Raw genomic sequence first — 15133 nt, 5'->3', positions numbered from 1 at the left:
TCGTGTCGACGCCTAATCGGCAGCCTTTTGTGGCTCGTCGCGCAACTGGCGGCGCAGCACCTTGCCGACATTGGTCTTGGGCAGCTCATCACGGAACTCGATGAAGCGCGGCACCTTGTAGCCGGCAAGATCCTTCTTGCACCACGCACGCAAGGTCTCGGCATCCAGGCTCTCGTCACGCGCCACAACGAACAGCTTGATCGCCTCGCCACTCTCCTCGTCGGGCACTCCGACCGCCGCGGACTCGAGCACACCGGGATGGGCAGCCACCACTTCCTCGACCTCATTGGGATAGACATTGAATCCCGAGACCAGAATCATGTCCTTCTTGCGGTCGACGATGCGGATATAACCATCATCCTGCAGCACCGCAATGTCGCCGGTGTGGAACCAGCCGCCTGCGTCGATGGCCTTGGCGGTCTCGTCATCGCGTTGCCAGTAGCCTTTCATCACCTGTGGTCCGCGCACGCACAGCTCACCCGGCTCGCCAAATGGCTGATCGTTGCCGTCGGCATCGACCACCTTGACCTCGGTGCCCGCCACTGGCTTGCCGATGGAACCCAGCTGGGGCGCATCCATCGGGTTGAACGTCACGATTGGCGAGGTCTCGGTGAGCCCGTAACCCTCGGCGATATCGCAGCCGGTAACTTCCTTCCAGCGCTCCGCGGCCGCCCGGGTCAACGCCATGCCACCTGAGATGGTCAAGTGCAGCCTGGAGAAATCAAGCGCACGGAAATCTTCACGGTTGCACAACGCATTGAACAGCGTATTGAGACCGATGAAGGCAGTGAATTGCAGCCCCTTGAGCTCCTTGACGAAGGCCGGCAGATCCCGGGGGTTGGTGATCAGGATGGAATGGTTGCCCGTCTCCATCAAGAACAGGCAATTCACCGTGAACGTATAGATGTGGTAGACCGGCAGCGGCGCGATCACCACCTCCCTGCCCTCGTTGAGCCCTGTGCCGATCGCCAGGCGCGCCTGAAGCATATTGGCCACCAGATTACGGTGAGTCAGCATGGTGCCCTTGGCAAGGCCGGTGGTACCGCCGGTGTACTGCAACGCGGCGATGTCATCGAGTTCGCGCTGCACATCCTGATGTTGCTTCCCGGCTCCCGACTTGAGTGCCTGGCGAAATGGCACAGCACCCGGCAACGAGTATGCGGGCACCAGCTTCTTGACATGCTTGACCACGGCATTGATCAGCAGGCGCTTGGGCAAGCCATGCAGGTCGGCAAGCTCGGTGACCACCACATGCTCGATGTCGGTCTTGCCGAGCACACGTTCTAGCTTGTCGGCCATGTTGGCCAGAATCACGATGGCGCGAGCCCCGGAATCCTTGAACTGGTGGGCCATCTCGCGCTCGGTGTAAAGCGGATTGGTATTGACGACCACCAGGCCCGCACGCATCGCGCCGAACACCGCGACCGGGAACTGCAGCACGTTGGGGAGTTGAATGGCGATGCGATCCCCTGGCTTCAGCGGGGTTTCGTGCTGCAGCCAGGCGGCAAAATTCGCCGACAGTCGATCGAGATCAGCAAAGGTGAGCGTCTGTCCCATGCAGGAAAAGGCGGGGCGATCGGCATGTCGCTTGACAGCGGCATGAAACACATCGGTGACGGCGTGGTACTCGGAAAGCCCGCTCAGTTCCGGGCCAGTCAGGATCGGGGTATTGGCATGCTCACTCATAGGCGTAATCTCCGCGATGTCGAAAGGGGATCATCGACGATTGTTGTTTTCCCGAAACACTACCTTATACCGGGCGGCCAACGCTGTAAAACGACCGATTGAAACACATGTTTACATTCGCCAGCATCAGCCTGCTTAAGCCCTCCCTCAAGTAGAACGACAAATACCAAGAACAGCTCACTCAAAGAGCGATTCAATCCAAGAACGACTCACACGTCGAGGGTCGCCGTATCGCGGCAACCGAAGCGTGCCTCGATCCGCCCATTCCTCCATACCAGCAATTCGCCTGGCAGCATACGCACCCACTCTTCATTGTCGGTGAGCGGCTCGGTGGCCAGCACCGAGACGATGTCATCGGGCGTGGTGTGCTCGGCGAAATTCACCGCGAGCTCGGCATCCGAGAGGTTGGCCTTGCCGAACGGGGCACGGCGGGTGATGTGCGCCAACTTGGTGGAACAGAACGTGTAGAGATACTCGCCGTCGGCCAGCAGCAGGTTGAACACACCAAGCCCACGCAGCCGCTCACACAGCTGATGCAGCAGGCGCCACATGCCTACGCGCTCGGCATCGCCTCCCGGCGGGTCGGGAAAGCGCGAGCGCAATTCACCCATCAACCAGCAGAAGGCATGCTCGCTGTCGGTATCCCCCACCGGACGATAGAACGTCAAGGGCAGCGACTGCCAACCGCTGAGCTGGCCGTTATGCGCATAACACCACGGACTCCCCCACATTTCTCGAACGAACGGATGGGTGTTGGCCAGGCGTATCTTGCCGACGTTGGCCTGGCGAATATGGCTGATGACGATATGCGACTTGATGGGGTAGTCACGGATGAGACTGGCAATCGGCGAGTTCACAGAAGGGTGTGGATCACGAAAATCCCGATACCCGCCCTCCTCGTAAAAGGCGATGCCCCAGCCATCACGGTGTGGCCCGGTACCACCTCCACGGTGCAGAAAGCCGGTGAAGCTGAAGCAGATATCGGTGGGCACATTGGCACTCATGCCAAGCAATTCACACATGTGGCTCCTCCCGATGGACAACCCGGCGACGCGAACGACGTATCCTTTCCGTGATGACCAACAATAACAATATCCCGCAGACCAGTGCCGCCGCCGCCCAGTAGCGGGGTTCGCTACCGATGGTCCTGGCCGCCCTCAACACACCTGGCGCGCCTGCTTCCCAGGCCTCGACGGCATGGCGACCCATGGCGTTGATAGACGATACGAATCGGTCGGCGATGTTGGCGCCAGGCCCTTGGTACCCAGTGGCGAGATCCTCGTGGAAACGCTCGGATTGCGGCCCCCCCGAACGTGACCCGGCGACACCAAGCCCGGTCTCGGCCTCGGGGTTGAGCACCAGGCGGGGCAGTCGAATCTCGCGAGTCTCGCCATCAAGCGTCACGGTGGCCGTCAGCATCAGCGGCTGGCTGACACTATCATCGAGAGGCGGCAGCGCCATCAGCCACTCGCCGTTCTCGCTCGGCTCCGCTGTCAGGGTCTCACCGGCCAGCTCGCCGACCAGCTCAGTGTTGTCATGATCGAGTTCGGGGTGCTCGGCGGTGAGCCTCACCCGCTCAGCGGCAGGTTGGTGAGTGGCGCTGATCACCGGCAATACGTTGACCGCCTGCACACGCTGGCGCGTGAAGCCTTCGGCCTCGGCACGGATCAACAGCCGCGCGCCTCCCGTCAGCGCCGGCGCCGGAAGCTCCCCGAAAAAACGCTGGCCCTGGCGTTCCAGCCGCAAGGCCGACTGCACGTCATCGTGCTGGTCGCGCAACTCGACGCGCATCTCAAGTCCTTCGAGGTCGTCGCCGAACGGCTCCCCTTCTCGCTCTAGCCAAGCGTCCACAGGCACAGGGACGCCCAGGTAGAGCGTCGCCGGAAGTGGTGAGGTCACAAGGTTCAGCTTGGACACCACGCTGATGCGGCTGCCTTCGCCAAGTTCGCCTTGCAGGCGCCATTCTCCAGCCAGGGGCTCCTCGACACGGATTAGGTCGAAAAGCGGCTCTACCTGCCAGCTGATGCCATCCGGGAGGTCATCGGAGCGGTAGACCGTGCCGTCAGGACCCACCAATACCAAGGGGTCGGCCTCGGGGGAATGGAACAGCAGGGCCGAGAAGGCATCGACCCCCGGCTCGATGGCAAAGCGCCCTACGTCGCCTTCTGCCTCGATAGGCACCTGGTCGGCGGGAAAGATGCGTTCGACAATGTCCAGAAAGGCGCCCAGCAGGCTCTCAGGGGTTTCGACAAGCGCCGGCAACCCGCCAGTGGCCTGTGCGAGTTGCTCGACGAGCGCGAGGTCGGCGTCATCGGAAAAGGCAATGGCATGCACCACGATGCCACGATCGGCCAAGCGCGGGCCAAGCACCTCAAGCAACTCACGCCGCGACGCGACATCCACCGCCGGTTTGGCGCCACGTGAGGGAGACAGGTCGATCACACCATCGGTGAGCAGGATAATATGGCGCCAGCCATTGGCCTCGGGGGAAGCCGCCTCGCGTACCGCCGCTTCGATATCAGTGTACGGCTGGTACTCCACCAACGCTGGACGAAGGGCCGTCGCCCGCTCTCGCCAGGCCTCGTCGACCCTATCGAGGGGTAACGGATTGTCGACGCGTTCACCGAAGGTCCAAACCCCCGCGGACGTATCGTCAGGCAACAGAGATACCAGCAGCTCGAGCGCACTGGCGCTGAACTGGTTGGGATCGTTTACGCGCATGCTGCCGGAGATATCGATGATGACCCGAACGTCCGGGTTTTCCTGCACACGCTGAGCCAACACGGGCGTCACCACCAGCAAGACCACCAGCGCCACCATGCCTTGTGAAAGCGACAGGCGCGAAAGTGCGGCATGCCCTGCCTGAGTGAACCTCTGCCACCAGGTCATCCCCGGCTCCTTAGCCGATCACCGGCTCCTCGCGCTCGTCGTTACCACCGCGCTTGCGCACTGGTCGTGAATCACGCTCTTCCCTGTCGGCATGGGGCTTCTGGTTTCTACCGCGGCCGCGCCACCATAGCAACATCCCCACACCACCGCCGAGTAAAGCGCCCACCGCTACCAGCAGGGCCGCCGGCAGGAACACCGACCCATTGCCCTCGAGCACCGCGATGGCGGCCACCATGATGGCCGGGGCAAGCCCAGTGTAAAACTCCCCCTCCTCGATCAGCGGCAAACGAAAACGCGACGGGATCCACATCACGCCGGCCACCAGCCAGGTAATCACCAGCCGCGGCAGGCGCGGCAGGAACGCCAGACCAAGATAGCCGGTCAACAGCACCATCAGCGACAAAAACCCGTAGCTCAGCCATAGTAGGGGGATTGAATCGGACATCAACGTCGATACCTCGTGAAGGATCATTTCGAGTATGGTACATCTCGCGACATGAAAGCACAGCCGCCGCATGCCACAGACCCACTTGCCAGTCACAGCCCGGTCGCTCGGTTCCGTCGCGACGACGACCCCGCCTGGCACTGGCTGGAAGCGCGTGACGACCCGCGGGTCACACAATTCCTCGAGGCCGCAAACGGCGAATTCGACCGCTGGTTCTCGCCACTCGACGACCTGGTGGAGCGACTCTACCACGGCCACCTGGCACGCCGGGAACTGGCGGTCCATGGCCTGCGCACGCCTCTCGATCACTACACCTACTGGAGCGAGACGGCCGTGGATGCCGACTACCCGGTGTGGTGGAGACACCCCAATGGCAAACCCGACCGCGCCATGGCCTTTCTCGACCTCGAGGCGCGTGCGGCAACCCACGACTTCCTCGAACTCGGCGACATGGCGTTGTCACCCGACGAACGCTGGCTGGCGTGGACAGAGGACACACGAGGCGATGAAACCTTCGAACTGTTCATCAAGGCGCTGCCCGACGGCACGCCGGCCAAGCTTCTCGAGGAGATCGGCCCGGAACTGACCTGGGCGGAAGACAACGCAACCCTGCTGTTCACACGCTATGACGCCACCCAGCGCCCCGAAAGCGTTTGGCGCCTGCCACTGCTGGAAGGCAGCGCCGGCGAGCCGAGCTTGATCCTGCATGAACAGGACCCCGAGTTCTGGCTTGGCCTGGGCAAGACCCGTTCCAGGGCTTGGCTGGTGCTGGAAAGTGCCTCCAAGGACACCAGTGAGTGTCACCTGATCCCGGCTCACGCTCCCGACACACCACCCCACTGCTTCCGGCCGCGCGAGAACGGGGTCGAGCTGTCACTGGATCACCGGCCCGGGCACTTCTATGTGTTGCATAACCGCAGCGCGGCGCATTTCCGGCTCGACGTGGTCGAGGATTCGCGGCTAGACACCACCGCGAACGAAGACACTTGGCAGCCACTGATCGAACACCGTGACGACGATACCCTCGAGGGGCTGGATGCCTTCGACTGGGGGCTTGTGATAACCGAGCGGGATCATCACGGGGCCCAGGTTCACCTGCGTGTGCTCGAACTCGCCCGCGACCACAGGATCACTCGCGACGAGCGGTTGCCATTGCCGGAGACCCCTTGCAGCCTGGCGCTGGGCGATGCGCCACATTTCGATTGCCGTCGTCTGCGGCTGCGCGAGGAGTCCTTCGTGCTGCCGGTGAGCTGGATCGAACACGACCTGGACAGCGGCGAGCGCACGCTGCTCAAGCAGCAACCGATACATGGCGACCTCAAACCGGAACAATTGACCTGTGAGCGGCTCTGGGCCCGCTCGCACGATGGCGAGCGCATCCCGGTCTCGGTGGTGATGCGCGCCGATCTCACTGGTCACCCTCGCCCCACCCTGCTCTACGGCTATGGCGCCTATGGCGAAGTCCTCGACCCCTGGTTCTCGGTGGCAAGGCTCGAACTGCTATCGCGTGGCGTGGCCTTTGCCGTGGCCCACGTCCGTGGTGGTGGCGACCGCGGCGAACCCTGGTACCTGGCTGGCAAGCTCGAGCACAAGGAAAATAGCTTCCGCGATTTCCTCGCCGCCCGTGACGCCCTGGTGGAACACGGTATCAGTGATGGCGAACGCATCGCCGCCTATGGGGCAAGCGCCGGCGGCCTGCTGGTCGGCGCCAGCCTCAACCTGGCCCCGCAGGCCTTCTGCGCAGCCGTACTCGACGTACCCTTCGTCGACGTGTTGCGTACCATGGAGAATCCCGACCTGCCGCTGACCACCGCGGAATACACCGAGTGGGGCAATCCCGACGAGCCAGACGCACGCAAGCGAATCCGCGCCTATTCGCCGCTGGACAATCTCTCGACCCAGGCATGGCCCACGGTATTCCTGCAAGGCAGCTGGCACGACACGCGCGTGCCCTACTGGGAGCCCGCCAAGCTGTATGCACGGCTAACCGAACTCAACGACGCGCGGAGCGCCGAGCGGCGCAACCCGGTACTGTTGCGTACCGATATGTCGGCGGGTCATGGCGGCGCCTCGGGGCGCTTCAAGGCGTGGCACGACAATGCCCGTCAGGACGCTTTCATCCTGTGGGCGCTAGGCCTGGCAACACGCTAGGCCTGACAACACCCCTCAATCGTCGATGGGAATCACCGCGATGATGTGGTCCTCGTAGTGCGCAGGGTCCACCTCGCGGCTCGACACCGCGAAACTGCGCACGCTGACCCCCTTGCGATGTACCCGCTCAGGGTCACCCGAGAGCAATGGGTGCCAGCGTGCCAGCTTGCGCCCCTCCGCCACCCGGCGATAGGCGCAGGAATGGGGTAACCAACGAAACTCGTCGATCAGTGCCGGTGTCAGGCGCGTGCAATCCGGCACTTTCTCGAAGCGGTGCTCGTAGTCGCTGCAGCGGCAACTGTGGGTATCCAGCAATTCACAGGCCACGTTGAGTACCGCCAGGTCGCCCGTGTCCGCATCCTGGAACTTGAGCAGGCAGCACTGGCCACAGCCATCACACAGCGCCTCCCACTCCTCACCGCTCAACTCCTCGAGCGGGAAACGCTCCCAGAACCGCTCTCGCATGCTCGCTCCTTCACGCCGCGTGGCGACTGCCGACTACTATTCCTACTACTCACTATTCCTACTACGAACTATTCTTACTACTAATTATTCCTGCTACTTAATAGCGAGCTTCGGTCGGCGTCTTGTACAGATCCAACAGATACTCATCCTTGGCCGGTGGCATCTGCAGATAGAAGCCCTTGTCGCGAATCGCCGCCATCACAGCGTCGGCGCTGGCACGCCCCATTTTCCGCTCGGGCGTCAAGATAAGCGTCATGGTCGAACGTGGTTTGCCAAACCGCTCGACGAGCGCCTCGGGCACGCGCGAAAGCCCATCGCGCTTGTCCACATACAGATACATTTCATCATGCCGAGGGCTCTTGAACACCTCGCACAACAGCTTGTCGCCGCGCATCCTGTCATCGCGAGAGGTTGTCTCTTCACTCATGTCGCAAGCTCCTCAAGCGCCTGGCCGAGGGCAGTGTTCAGTCGTTCCCCTCGCCATCCAACGGGCAAGGGAAGTGGCTGCCCGTCCAGGTCGGCGGTCACCAACGCTTCCAGCTCACGGCGGCGCAACAGTACCTCAGGCGCCACCCCCTGGGTCTCGGCTTCGGCGTTGACCACTTTCTTGAGTGCCTTTATGCGCTTCTTGAAGTCAGGCGCCACGGGCGAATGCATGGGATTGGGCAGTTCGCCATCATCCAGGTGCCGCGCTTCGGCCACCAACCCAAGCAGTTGGTCACCATCGCGCTTGATCAGCCCTGGCTTGACGCCCTCGATGTGAGAAAGCTCATAGCGGTTTTCCGGGAGTTGCTCGGCGATGGCATAGAGCACGCGATCATGAACCAGCCATCCTCGCGGCAGGTTGCGGGCACGGGCCTCGCCTTCCCGCCAGATGGTCAAGCGCCGATAGGCCTCGATCTGACGTGGGCTCAAGCGCCACAGCTGGCGCTGGCGCAGGTACCATTGGCCATCGGCATGGACGCTACGCGTTGCCTGTTCGACCAGTTCAGCGCAGTCGGCTTCGGCCCACGCCATGCGGCCGTGGCGTTCCAAGGCTTCGCGCTGCAGCTCCCACACCTTGACCAGATAGACCACATCGAGGGCTGCATACTGTTTCTGGGTCTGCGTGAGCGGGCGCTTCAGCCAGTCCGAGCGGGTCTCGTCCTTGGGCAGGGTCTCGCCGACCCATGTCTCGACCAATTTCTGATAGCCCATGGAAGGCACGTCGCCAAGCAGTGACTGCACCACCTGAGTATCGATCAGCGGTGCCGGTGGCACACCGGCCCAGTGCGCGAAGACCTCGAGGTCTTCGCTCGCGGCATGCAACAGCTTCAAGGGACCGGTAGCGAGCAACTGGCGAAAGGCCTCGGTGCACTCGACCTCCAGCGGGTCGATCAACCAGGCCGGGCCACCCGCCGAGAACTGGATAAGAGCCGGCACCGGATGAAAGGTATTCTCGCGAAAGAACTCGGTGTCCAGCGCGATCACATGGGCATCAACCACTTCAGCACAGGCGGCGTCCAGGGCGGCGGGGGTATCGATCCAGCGTATGTCGGGGCTCAGGGGCATGCGGGGTTCCGGCTGGTTGGAAACGTCATCGAAGAGCGGAGAACGGCAGGCGGCCGTTGAAGGCACGGCTAAGCGTACCACCATCGACGTATTCGAGTTCACCACCCATCGGCACGCCATAGGCGAGCCGCGACAGGGTAACACCCTGCCCGGCGACCTGGGCGGCGATATAGTGCGCAGTGGCTTCGCCTTCGACGGTGGGGTTGGTGGCAAGGATCAACTCCTGAACCTGACCCTCGGCAATACGCTCCTCGAGAAGCGCAAGGCCGATGTCCTCGGGGCCGATGCCATCCAGCGGGGAAAGGTGGCCATGCAGCACGAAGTAGCGACCGGTGAAACCACCTGCCTCTTCGATGGCCAACTGGTCAGCGGGGGATTCCACCACGCATAGCACGCCGTCATCGCGCCGCGGGCTCTCGCACAGCCGGCATACCGTCTCCTCGGTCAGAGTTCGGCAACGTTGGCAATGGCCAACCTGCTCGAGCGCCGTGTCGAGTACCTCGGCAAGGCGCCGACCACCATCGCGGTCACGCTCGAGCAAGTGCATCGCCATGCGCTGGGCTGTCTTGGGTCCGACACCCGGCAACACCCGCAGCGTCTCCATCAAACGCTCGACAAGCGGCGAAAAGCTCATCGGCCACCCTGCGCAAGTGGCCGTTGAAGCGCCAGGCGAGGGTCTTGCACGCAGTGATCAGTCAAGGGAGGCTCCTCGTCGTCATGGCTTGCAGGGGCACTGAGGAAACCATCAGAACGGCATCTTGAAACCGGGCGGCAGATTCAGGCCAGCGGTGGCCTCTTCCATCTTGGCGCGTGAGTTGGCCTCGACCTTGCGCACGGCGTCATTGACGGCGGCGGCCAGCAAGTCCTCGAGGAGCTCCTTGTCCTCCTCCATGACACTCGGGTCGATATCGACCTTGCTGACGTCGTGACGCCCGTTCATGGTCACCTTGACCATGCCGGCACCCGCCTCGCCCAGCACTTCAGCCTGCGCCACTTCCTCCTGCACACGCTGCATCTTTTCCTGCATTTCCTGGGCCTGCTTCATGATATTGCCCATTCCGCCCTTCATCATGGGAAAATCCTCTATCAAATAGGCTCACTGGGATGTGAACGCTTCACTGAATTCAGTGCCTGATCTCGGCACTGGCGGGCTTGACCGTGGATTCGATCAGTCGGGCACCGAATGCACTCTGCAGATTCTGTACATGGGGGTCATCCTTGAGCGCTTCAACCGCCTTGGCGTGACGTTTGGCCGCCAATCGCTCGGCCTGCTGCCTGGGTGTTTCGATACCTTCCGGCAACACGCCCTCCTCCACCACCAGCCGACGTGCCACTCCATGATCGGCCAGTGCCGCCTGGATACGCTCGATATGCACCTCGGCGCGCATGGCCGACAGCGCCGGATCCAGACGCAGCTGCAGACGTGCCCCGTCGTCGGCTTCGACAATGCAACTGGCCGCCAGGTTGCGGGTCAGGCCTCCAAGCCCCAGCGACTCGAAACAGGCAAGCCAGTCGGCATGGTTGAAACCGTCCTGGGCAGCCGAGGCCGATTGCACCGGATCGGGCGATGCGGCGGCGGGTGCTAGCGAAGGCCCGCCGGGGGGAGGTGGCAGTGTCTCCTCCGAGGCAACCACTTCCGGCACGACCACTTCCGGCTCAAACGTTGCCGGCGCGTCATGGGTCTCGGCCTCCGCCTCGATCCACGGCGGTGGCTCATCGACCGGTTCCTGCTCCGCTGGTGGTGGCGCCTCTGGCGTGGCAGCGGGAGATTCAGTCCTCGCAGCCGCCCCCGCGGCAGGCTCATGGTAACGCAAGCGCTCCTGGTCGGATGGCGTCGCCGTAGCGTCTGAAGCCGAGGGAGCCGGCGCTTCATCACTCGTCAAGGCGCGGGCCATCGGTTCACGATGATCGGCTGAGGGGCTTTGCGGCTCATCGGCAGCATCGGGCTTGCGGCCTGCCGAGGCGTTCGAGACACCGGGGCTCTCACCCCGCAGCGGCAGCGGCGTCTTCGCCGGGCGGGGAACACCCTGCGGACGAAAGGCCAGCATGCGTAGCAGCGTCATTTCGAGGGCGGTGCGCAGGTCAGGGGCATGCTCCATATCACCGCGCCCCTGAATGCCAATCTGATAATAGAGCTGAATATCCTCGGCGGTGAATCGGCTTGCCAGGGCCAGCAGCGCGTCAAGATCGCCGTGACCGTTATCCAGCGCATCGGGCACCATCTGGGCAATCGCCAAGCGATGCAGCAAGGCGGTGACCTCATCGAGCACCCCAGCGAAATCCGGGGCACGCTCGGCGAGAGCCGCCACCTCAGCCAGCAACCGAGCGGCATCCACATCAGCCAGCGCCTCCACCAACGCCAGCACGTGGCGCTGATCCAGGGTGCCCAACATCGCGGCTACATCGGCATGCTCGACCCGCCCCTGGCCGAAGGCGATGGCCTGGTCAGTGAGGCTCATGGCGTCGCGCATGGAGCCCTGGGCGGCACGGCCCAGCAGCCACAGCGCACTCTCCTCGAAGGGCACCGATTCGGCACCGAGCACCTTGGTGAGATGCCCCACGATGCGCTCGGGCGACATCTGCTTGAGAGTGAACTGCAGGCAACGCGACAGCACGGTGGCGGGCAGTTTCTGCGGGTCGGTGGTGGCCAGCAGGAACTTCACATGGGGCGGCGGCTCTTCGAGTGTCTTGAGCAGCGCATTGAAGCTGCTCGTGGAGAGCATGTGCACCTCGTCGATCAGGTACACCTTGAAGCGTCCCTGAGTCGGCGCGTACTGCACGTTATCGAGCAGTTCGCGGGTATCTTCCACTTTGGTGCGCGAGGCCGCATCCACCTCGATGAGATCGACGAAACGTCCCTCGTCGATGGCGCGGCAACTGTCGCACTCGCCACATGGTGTGGAAGTCACCGCCTCGTCCCCACGGCCCTTGGCGGTGCAGTTCAAGCACTTGGCCAGGATTCGCGCCAGCGTCGTCTTGCCCACGCCACGAGTACCGGTGAACAGGTAGGCATGGTGCAGGCGACCCTGGTCAAGGGCATTGACCAGCGCGCGTTGAACATGCTCCTGACCAACCAGTTCATGGAAGGTGCGCGGTCGCCACTTGCGGGCCAGAACCTGATAGCTCATTGAGCGCGGAATCCTTGCGGTGAGGCGAACGTCATCGGCCAGGGAGACAGCATTGCCATTACACCCCAGAAGGCCGAGCGGAAAGCTCCATTCTAGCGACTGGGAGGGGCCGCGCAAAGCCACCATCCCAAGCGAGGTTTGGCGGCCATCGAGCCTGGCCTTATGCTAGGCTTGTGCCGCGCTAGGCGCGCCGAACCGGTGCGTCATCGAAGGGCAATTCATCGCGACATGGAAGACGACATGAGCCAGCAAGCAAAAGACGCCGAGCCCGCCAATACAGTGACCTATGAACTGGTTGCCGCCGCCGCCGAGAACCTTGCCGCCAAAGGTACGGCACCAACGCTCAAGCGCGTTCGAGAGTACCTCGGCAGTGGCTCTCCCAACATCATCCAGCGCCACCTGGGTGCCTGGCGCGCCGCACAGCCCGACCCGGAACCCTCAGCGCCTGAGCTACCGGCGCACCTGATCGAGTCCATGGAAACCGAAATCGCGCGCCAGGTCGATGCTGCCCGTGTCGCGGCTGAGCGCGAGGCCGACGAGGCGCGCAACGATGCAACGACGCTTGCCGAGGCGGGCGAGGCGATGGAGCGCCGTTGCGCCGAACAGGCACACGCACTGGCGATGCTGGGTGACGAACGCGATGCCGCCGTCAAGCGCCACGACGAGCTCGAGGCACGTGCCGAAGCCCTTGCCGAGCAGCTCGAGGGTGAACACAAGCGCAACCAGGAGAGCCGGGAACAGCTGGCCAAGTTGCGCCAGGAAGTCGATATGCTGACCCGCCAGCTCGAGGAACAACGCCAGGCGAGGGTCGAGTCCGAACGGCAGACACGCGCCATGGAGGCTGACGTCGCACAGGCAGAACGCAACCAGTCGGTGGCCGAGGCCCAGCGCGAGTCGGCCCTCGAACAGGTCAGGGAAAAGAGCGAGCAGCTCAGCCAGGCACAGAAGGAACTTCAGGCCGAGCGCACCCGCCACCGCCAGGAGGTCAGTGACCTGCGGGCTGGCCAGAAGCAGCGCCTTGACGCCATCGAACGCTCTCGCCAGGAGTCACTGAAACAGGCCCAGGAAGCCATTCAGCGCGCAACCAAGGCAGAAATTCGCGCCGAGGCACTGAATGCCACCCAAGCGGCTCTCAAGGCCCGCATGGATGCCATGCAGGTCAAGCAGCGCCAGCGCCCGCAGGGCTCCAGCAAGTCATGACCGAGCTCGCTGCACTCGACCTCTCGGCCCTTGGGCTAACGAGCATTCAGGCGGTGGGCATCGTCGCCGTGATCGCCTTCGTGGCGGCCTATGGCCTGGCATCGCTTGTGGCCGCGCGGCGCATCAATGCCATCCGGCGCCAACACCAGGGCGAACTCAACGCACACGGCGAGACACGCCAGGCCGAGGAGCTTCAGTACGAGCAGCAGCGACGATCCCTCCAGGAAAGCCTGCAGGAAAGCCAGGTGCGTGTAGCGACTCTCGACAGCGAGCTCGCTGGAGCAACGCGAGATGCCACGCGCTACCAGCAGTGGTGGCAGGAGGAGCGACAAGCTCGCGACGCAAGCCAAACGGCGCTTGCCGAGTGGCAGGCGCGCCACGCCGAGCTTGCCACCATGCTCGAACAGAAACAGCAACACTTCGCCGAGCAACTCGCGCTGCTCAAGGAGAACCGCGACCAGCTCAAGCAGGAGTTCGAAAACCTCGCCAACGAGATTCTCGAACGCAAGGGCCAGGCCTTCTCGGCCCTCTCCGAGAAAAATATCAGCGGCTTGCTGCAGCCCATCCAAGCCGAGATGAAGGGCTTTCGCGAGAAGGTCGAGAACATCCACCGCTTCGATACCGAACAGCGCGCCAGCCTGCGCACCGAGCTCAAGCACCTGCAGGACCTGAACCGCGAGATCACCGACCAGGCGAGCCGGCTCACCGAGGCGCTACAGGGCCAGAAGAAGGTGCAGGGCAACTGGGGCGAGCTGATGCTCGAGAATGTTCTCGAAGGCTCCGGCTTGCGCGCCGGACACGATTACCGTCGCGAGCCGAGCTTTACCACCGAGCAAGGCCGCCGACGGCCCGATGCGCTGGTCTATCTCCCCCAGGGCAAGCACCTGGTGATCGATGCCAAGACCTCGCTTGCCGCCTATGTGCGTTACGTCAATGCCGAGGACGAGGCCATCCGCCGGCAGGCGCTCGCCGAACATGCCAAGGCAGTAGCCGAGCGCATCAATGAGCTTGCCGACAAGCACTACTACGCGCTGCCAGGGCTCAATTCGCCTGAAGTCGTGGTGATGTTCATCCCGGTGGAGTCGGCCTACGTGGAGGCCTTGCGCTTCGACGAGACGCTGTTCCAGCGCGCCATCGAGAACAATGTACTGGTGGCCACACCGACTACCCTGCTCACCAGTCTCAACATTGTCCGCCAGCTGTGGCGCTTCGAAGACCAGAGCCGTCATAGCGCCGAGCTGGCCAACCGTGCCGAGGCCTTCTATAACAAGCTCCGGCTGTTTCTCGAAAGCATGCAGGATGTCGGCCGCAAGATCGACGGCGCCCGGGAAAGCTACGACCAGGCAATGGGCCGCCTGGTCAGCGGCCGCGGCAACCTGATCAAGCAGACCGCCGAGTTCAAGGAGCTGGGGGTGGCCGTGAAGCGGGAACTGCCGTCCGAGCTGATCGAACGTGCTGCACTGGAACTCGAGCAGTCACGTGACCAGCAGAGCTCGATGCCAAGGCGCGACTGAACGCGGTTGATGTGATACCCGCCCCCCCAGCGACAACTTGCAACTTGCGCTCCGTGAGCCATCTTGATTAGCACGCCCGCCATGCGGCTGGTGAATTCAAGCTT

The 15133-nt window shown here is 63.2% G+C and carries 13 protein-coding genes; 3 read left to right on the top strand and 10 right to left on the bottom strand.

The annotated features are described in order from the left end of the window. Positions 1-12 precede the first annotated feature (12 nt). From C6V82_RS05005 to C6V82_RS04990, 4 genes are all read right to left on the bottom strand, one after another. Complete coding sequence (locus C6V82_RS05005; RefSeq protein ID WP_102588711.1) at positions 13-1686, bottom strand: AMP-binding protein; 1674 nt, start codon at positions 1684-1686, stop codon at positions 13-15. A 209-nt stretch (positions 1687-1895) separates the two neighbouring features. After that, positions 1896-2708 carry a class II glutamine amidotransferase gene (locus tag C6V82_RS05000; protein WP_102588710.1) on the bottom strand — a complete coding sequence of 271 codons (813 nt, stop codon included), beginning with the start codon at positions 2706-2708 and terminating at the stop codon, positions 1896-1898. Further along, on the bottom strand, positions 2701-4575 hold the full coding sequence (locus tag C6V82_RS04995) for a VWA domain-containing protein (protein WP_102588709.1): 1875 nt from the start codon (positions 4573-4575) through the stop codon (positions 2701-2703). Before C6V82_RS04995 ends, C6V82_RS05000 begins: the two co-directional genes overlap by 8 nt. 10 nt (positions 4576-4585) lie before the next feature. Then, positions 4586-5020: a hypothetical protein gene (locus C6V82_RS04990; protein ID WP_229843030.1), complete on the bottom strand. Its 435-nt coding sequence runs from the start codon at positions 5018-5020 to the stop codon at positions 4586-4588. A 51-nt stretch (positions 5021-5071) separates the two neighbouring features. Between C6V82_RS04990 and C6V82_RS04985 the strand changes: the two genes are divergently transcribed. After that, positions 5072-7171 (top strand): S9 family peptidase, encoded by a 2100-nt coding sequence (locus C6V82_RS04985; protein ID WP_102588707.1) that lies wholly within the window; start codon positions 5072-5074, stop codon positions 7169-7171. 15 nt (positions 7172-7186) lie between these two features. Here the strand turns inward: C6V82_RS04985 and C6V82_RS04980 are convergent, their stop codons facing one another. The 6 genes from C6V82_RS04980 to dnaX form a co-directional block, all read right to left on the bottom strand. Further along, positions 7187-7636 carry a YcgN family cysteine cluster protein gene (locus tag C6V82_RS04980; RefSeq protein WP_102588706.1) on the bottom strand — a complete coding sequence of 150 codons (450 nt, stop codon included), beginning with the start codon at positions 7634-7636 and terminating at the stop codon, positions 7187-7189. 97 nt (positions 7637-7733) lie between these two features. Further along, complete coding sequence (locus tag C6V82_RS04975) at positions 7734-8063, bottom strand: YcgL domain-containing protein (protein WP_229843031.1); 330 nt, start codon at positions 8061-8063, stop codon at positions 7734-7736. Next, a complete protein-coding gene (gene rnd / locus C6V82_RS04970; protein WP_102588705.1) occupies positions 8060-9187 on the bottom strand; it encodes a ribonuclease D in 1128 nt (375 codons plus the stop codon). Before rnd ends, C6V82_RS04975 begins: the two co-directional genes overlap by 4 nt. Before the next feature lie 25 nt (positions 9188-9212). Beyond that, positions 9213-9821: a recombination mediator RecR gene (recR, locus tag C6V82_RS04965; RefSeq protein ID WP_102588704.1), complete on the bottom strand. Its 609-nt coding sequence runs from the start codon at positions 9819-9821 to the stop codon at positions 9213-9215. A gap of 111 nt (positions 9822-9932) precedes the next feature. After that, positions 9933-10259 (bottom strand): YbaB/EbfC family nucleoid-associated protein, encoded by a 327-nt coding sequence (locus C6V82_RS04960; protein ID WP_102588703.1) that lies wholly within the window; start codon positions 10257-10259, stop codon positions 9933-9935. A gap of 52 nt (positions 10260-10311) precedes the next feature. Beyond that, a complete protein-coding gene (dnaX, locus tag C6V82_RS04955; RefSeq protein WP_102588702.1) occupies positions 10312-12315 on the bottom strand; it encodes a DNA polymerase III subunit gamma/tau in 2004 nt (667 codons plus the stop codon). Between the two features lie 240 nt (positions 12316-12555). Between dnaX and C6V82_RS04950 the strand changes: the two genes are divergently transcribed. Then, positions 12556-13515: a DNA-binding protein gene (locus C6V82_RS04950; RefSeq protein WP_180978306.1), complete on the top strand. Its 960-nt coding sequence runs from the start codon at positions 12556-12558 to the stop codon at positions 13513-13515. Further along, positions 13512-15029: a DNA recombination protein RmuC gene (locus C6V82_RS04945; protein ID WP_229843032.1), complete on the top strand. Its 1518-nt coding sequence runs from the start codon at positions 13512-13514 to the stop codon at positions 15027-15029. Before C6V82_RS04950 ends, C6V82_RS04945 begins: the two co-directional genes overlap by 4 nt. The last annotated feature ends 104 nt before the right edge of the window (positions 15030-15133 follow it).

This window comes from Halomonas urumqiensis (assembly GCF_003028575.1).
GTDB lineage: Bacteria > Pseudomonadota > Gammaproteobacteria > Pseudomonadales > Halomonadaceae > Halomonas > Halomonas urumqiensis.
The sequence above is the reverse complement of the archived record's forward strand: the minus strand, read 5'-3'. Positions and strand labels throughout refer to the sequence as shown.

What these genes read in the sequence shown, in the direction of transcription:
- C6V82_RS04990 (WP_229843030.1), bottom strand. Translation starts at nt 5,020, where the DNA reads ATGTCCGATTCAATCCCCCTACTATGGCTGAGCTACGGGTTTTTGTCG.
- C6V82_RS04995 (WP_102588709.1), bottom strand. Translation starts at nt 4,575, where the DNA reads ATGACCTGGTGGCAGAGGTTCACTCAGGCAGGGCATGCCGCACTTTCG.
- recR (WP_102588704.1), bottom strand. Translation starts at nt 9,821, where the DNA reads ATGAGCTTTTCGCCGCTTGTCGAGCGTTTGATGGAGACGCTGCGGGTG.
- dnaX (WP_102588702.1), bottom strand. Translation starts at nt 12,315, where the DNA reads ATGAGCTATCAGGTTCTGGCCCGCAAGTGGCGACCGCGCACCTTCCAT.
- C6V82_RS04975 (WP_229843031.1), bottom strand. Translation starts at nt 8,063, where the DNA reads ATGAGTGAAGAGACAACCTCTCGCGATGACAGGATGCGCGGCGACAAG.
- C6V82_RS04950 (WP_180978306.1), top strand. Translation starts at nt 12,556, where the DNA reads ATGAGCCAGCAAGCAAAAGACGCCGAGCCCGCCAATACAGTGACCTAT.
- rnd (WP_102588705.1), bottom strand. Translation starts at nt 9,187, where the DNA reads ATGCCCCTGAGCCCCGACATACGCTGGATCGATACCCCCGCCGCCCTG.
- C6V82_RS04960 (WP_102588703.1), bottom strand. Translation starts at nt 10,259, where the DNA reads ATGATGAAGGGCGGAATGGGCAATATCATGAAGCAGGCCCAGGAAATG.
- C6V82_RS04945 (WP_229843032.1), top strand. Translation starts at nt 13,512, where the DNA reads ATGACCGAGCTCGCTGCACTCGACCTCTCGGCCCTTGGGCTAACGAGC.
- C6V82_RS05000 (WP_102588710.1), bottom strand. Translation starts at nt 2,708, where the DNA reads ATGTGTGAATTGCTTGGCATGAGTGCCAATGTGCCCACCGATATCTGC.
- C6V82_RS05005 (WP_102588711.1), bottom strand. Translation starts at nt 1,686, where the DNA reads ATGAGTGAGCATGCCAATACCCCGATCCTGACTGGCCCGGAACTGAGC.
- C6V82_RS04980 (WP_102588706.1), bottom strand. Translation starts at nt 7,636, where the DNA reads ATGCGAGAGCGGTTCTGGGAGCGTTTCCCGCTCGAGGAGTTGAGCGGT.
- C6V82_RS04985 (WP_102588707.1), top strand. Translation starts at nt 5,072, where the DNA reads ATGAAAGCACAGCCGCCGCATGCCACAGACCCACTTGCCAGTCACAGC.